The following is a 3,720-nucleotide window of genomic DNA, read 5'->3' as shown; positions in this document are numbered from 1 at the left end:
TGGCTTTAACTTGCCTGGCGTTTACCAACCCGGCAGGTGAAAGCCATTTTAGTTTATGCCCTTTAAAATGGATGGGCATAACCTGGTGCCCCGGCTGTGGCTTAGGGCATGCTATCTCTTATCTTTTTCGTGGCGATATAAAAAGCTCTTTTCACGCGCATTGGCTGGGTATCCCTGTGCTGGCCGTTCTGCTGTACCGCATCTATACGCTTGTTATTAACAAGAAATACACGTTTGATATGCGTAACCCGTAAAAAATCTTTCCCTGTATTTCGCCGATAAAAAACCGCGCTTGCCGATGGTTTATATCAGGTTGCCAATTAGTTATAGGTGAAAATTTATTCCGATATTAGCTTTAGGACCATCAAACCATACAATAAAACTAAAATGGAAACTTATAACCCTTATTTGTCGCTGCCCGGCATCACAACCGAGGAATTAACAATTTTGCACCAATCAACAAGCAGCCTCAGTGATGCTCAAAAGCAAAGCTTTTACATGATCTATTCCGGTAAAAGGAAAAATCCGTAGGAAATACTACTGTTTGCGTTGCTTGGCCTTGTTGGTATCGCGGGCATACATCGCTTTGCCATTGGCGAGATAACAATGGGGGTGCTTTATCTTTTTACCGCCGGCTTTTTCTTTGTCTGCACTATTATCGACTTGATGAACTACAAGGAAATTGCAAACGATTACAATCAAAAAATGGCGTTCGAAAGCTTTCATGTAGTTAAAATGTAAGTTAATACGTCACAAGCCCAATCATACTAAAACGCTAAAAACCTTTAGCACATAAATTAATGCCCGCTTTCTTGCCAAAGGATTGACGGGCATTTTTTGTGCCCATTAAAACCCTTGGCTTTAATGGGTATCCTGACCCCGGCCCTTTATTAGTACCCTATCGATATAAAAGGCCTTTCCATACACCATACCAGCCATATCTAATCTACATATTTATCCTTGGGCGTAAACAACGCTGCGATCCGCCTAATCGGTGAAAAATCTCCCTGTATTTCGCCGAATAAATAACCGCGCTTACCGATGGATTATAATAGGCTGCCTATTAGTTGTAGGTGAATATTTATTCCGATATTAGTTTTACATCATCAATCACAATAAAACAAAAAAAATGAACACTTACAACCCTTATATGTCATTGCCCGGCATCACATCAGAGGAAATGGCAGTTTTGCACCAGGCTACAAGCAGCCTAAGCGATACACAAAAACAAAGCTTTTACATGATCTATTCAAGTAAAAGAAAAAGCCCCCAGGATATTTTATTATTCACATTGCTTGGCTTTATTGGTATAGCCGGTATACAAAGGTTTTTGGTAGGGCAGGTAGCATTGGGTATTTTTTACATACTTACAATTGGCTTTTGCTGGATAGGTACCATTGTAGATTTGATAAACCACCAGTCGATTGCAAACGAGTACAACCAAAAAATGGCTTACGAAAGCTTTAACATAGCCAAAATGGGTGTGTAATTAATAGAAAACCTTAAACAATTTGAACCATGAAAACTTCCAAAAAAACAGTTGCCAATAAATTAGTGTCACGTTTCGACAAAGAATTGATGAGCATTTTAATGAGCGACCTTAAAATAATGAAGGCCAGAAGCCTAAACCGCACACAGCTATAAGTAATACGCTTACTTATTTATAAAGATCAGAACGAGGTAAGAATTGGAGGGTTGATGAAAATTAACCAGCACCAAAGAAAATATTACCGGTCGTTTTGATCTTTTCGCGTTTAAGCCTCACCCCAGCCATCTCCAAAGGAGAGGGAGCAATAGAAAAGATTTCCTCATCCTCTTTGCGCAGCAGAGAGGGTCGACAAGCGCAGCGATGTCGGGGTGAGTAATTCGCCACCCTGCAAAAACCCACATAGTAAAAAGCACGCTTTTACCGTTATATTTACACAACATGCTTTTATAATGGAAAACCTAAAAATCGCGACCGCGCAATTCGAGAACAAAAGCGGCGACAAAACCTATAATTTATCGGTAATAAAACAATTAGCTGCAAAAGCCGCCTCGCAGGGCGCGCAGGTTGTTGCTTTTCATGAATGTTCAATAACCGGCTACTCTTTTGCCCGTAGTTTGAACAAACAGCAGATGCTTGATGTAGCCGAGTTTATACCAGATGGTCCGAGCATTAAAAAGCTAACGGAGATTGCTGCGGAATTAAATATCACCATACTGGCAGGCCTGTTTGAGAAGGATGGCGACGATAGATTGTACAAAGCGCATGTATGTGTGGATAAAAACGGATTGGTTACCAAATACCGCAAGTTGCACCCATTTATTAATCCGAACCTTACACCCGGGGATAGGTATGTGATATTTACTATCCACGGCTGGAAATGCAGCATCCTTATTTGTTACGATAACAACATTATAGAGAACGTAAGGGCGGTTAAACTGCTTGGCGCCGATATTGTATTTATGCCGCATGTAACCATGTGTACCCCATCCACCCGGCCGGGCGCTGGTTTTGTTGACCCCGAGCTTTGGGATAACCGGGAAGCAGACCCAACTACCCTGCGCCAGGAGTTTGACGGCTTAAAAGGCCGTAGCTGGCTAATGAAATGGTTGCCCGCACGTGCTTATGATAATGCCATATACGCGGTTTTTGCCAACCCGATAGGCATGGATGACGACCAGCTAAAAAACGGATGTTCGATGATACTTGATCCTTTTGGAGATATTATTGCCGAATGCCGCTCTTTTGATGATGAAATTGCTATTGCTACCGCCACACCCGATAAACTTACCGATGCAGGCGGCTATCGCTACATAAAAGCCCGACGGCCGGATCTGTATGGCGATATTATCGCGCAGCCGCATCAACCCGAACAAAAGGTTGTTTGGATGGATGAACAGGAGTAGGCCGTTGGATTTACCCATCGCCATGCGATTCATTGCCGCTGGCTTTAGCCAACGGATAATAGCACGGATAATAAATATTACTTCCAAACTTCGCACACCCTTACTACCTTAGTACAATTATGAAATTAGCACAGCTAACCGCTTACCTGGAAAGCCTGGCCCCGCTGGCCTATCAGGAAGATTATGATAACAGTGGCCTTATTGTTGGCCGGCCCGATATGGAAGTTCAACAGGCCATGATATCGCTGGATTGTACCGAAGCTGTAGTTGACGAGGCTATTGCCACCGGCTGCCAGGTTATTATATCGCATCACCCCATAGTTTTTAAGGGGCTTAAAAGGTTTAACGGTAAAACCTATGTGGAGCGCGTGGTAGAGAAAGCCATTCGTAACAACATAGCACTATATGCTATACATACCAACCTGGATAACATTATGACTGGTGTAAATGCCCGAATCTGCGAAACGTTGGGCTTAACGAACACCCGTATACTGGCGCCCAAACAAAATCTGTTAAAGAAACTGGTTACTTATGTACCCGTAGCACAGGCCGAGCAGGTGCGTAAGGCTTTATTCCATGCGGGGGCGGGCCACATTGGCGATTATAGCGAATGCAGCTTTAACGCCGAAGGTACAGGCACTTTTAAAGGCGGTGAAAATAGCAACCCATACGTTGGCGAGCCCGGCATCCGCCACCACGAGGAGGAGGTGCGGATTGAAACCATTTACCCGGCCAATCTGGAAAGCAAAATAATTATGGCGCTGGTTTTAGCGCACCCGTACGAGGAAGTGGCCTATGATCTTTACAACCTAACCAATCAGCACCAGC

6 protein-coding genes are annotated in these 3,720 nt (G+C 43.6%); all 6 read left to right on the top strand.

Features of this window, described 5'->3' with window-relative positions; all coding sequences use genetic code 11:
* The coding region (locus tag JWQ85_RS11105) for a DUF2752 domain-containing protein (protein ID WP_299467871.1) at positions 1-254 on the top strand (254 nt) is incomplete at its 5' end.
* A 295-nt stretch (positions 255-549) separates the two neighbouring features.
* A complete protein-coding gene (locus tag JWQ85_RS21930) occupies positions 550-741 on the top strand; it encodes a TM2 domain-containing protein (RefSeq protein WP_367186203.1) in 192 nt (63 codons plus the stop codon).
* A 388-nt stretch (positions 742-1,129) separates the two neighbouring features.
* On the top strand, positions 1,130-1,489 hold the full coding sequence (locus JWQ85_RS11095; protein ID WP_299467867.1) for a TM2 domain-containing protein: 360 nt from the start codon (positions 1,130-1,132) through the stop codon (positions 1,487-1,489).
* A 29-nt stretch (positions 1,490-1,518) separates the two neighbouring features.
* Positions 1,519-1,644, top strand: a complete 126-nt coding sequence (locus tag JWQ85_RS11090; protein ID WP_299467865.1) for a hypothetical protein — start codon at positions 1,519-1,521, stop codon at positions 1,642-1,644.
* A 294-nt stretch (positions 1,645-1,938) separates the two neighbouring features.
* Complete coding sequence (locus JWQ85_RS11085; RefSeq protein WP_299467863.1) at positions 1,939-2,892, top strand: nitrilase family protein; 954 nt, start codon at positions 1,939-1,941, stop codon at positions 2,890-2,892.
* 119 nt (positions 2,893-3,011) lie between these two features.
* Positions 3,012-3,720 (top strand): YqfO family protein (locus tag JWQ85_RS11080; protein WP_299467861.1); only part of this gene is annotated, 709 nt, incomplete at its 3' end.

The sequence above is a fragment of the Mucilaginibacter sp. genome (genome assembly GCF_028288105.1).
Classification (GTDB): Bacteria; Bacteroidota; Bacteroidia; order Sphingobacteriales; family Sphingobacteriaceae; genus Mucilaginibacter.
This window is presented reverse-complemented; position numbering and strand designations above follow the sequence as displayed.

What these genes read in the sequence shown, in the direction of transcription:
- JWQ85_RS11095 (WP_299467867.1), top strand. Translation starts at nt 1,130, where the DNA reads ATGAACACTTACAACCCTTATATGTCATTGCCCGGCATCACATCAGAG.
- JWQ85_RS11090 (WP_299467865.1), top strand. Translation starts at nt 1,519, where the DNA reads ATGAAAACTTCCAAAAAAACAGTTGCCAATAAATTAGTGTCACGTTTC.
- JWQ85_RS11085 (WP_299467863.1), top strand. Translation starts at nt 1,939, where the DNA reads ATGGAAAACCTAAAAATCGCGACCGCGCAATTCGAGAACAAAAGCGGC.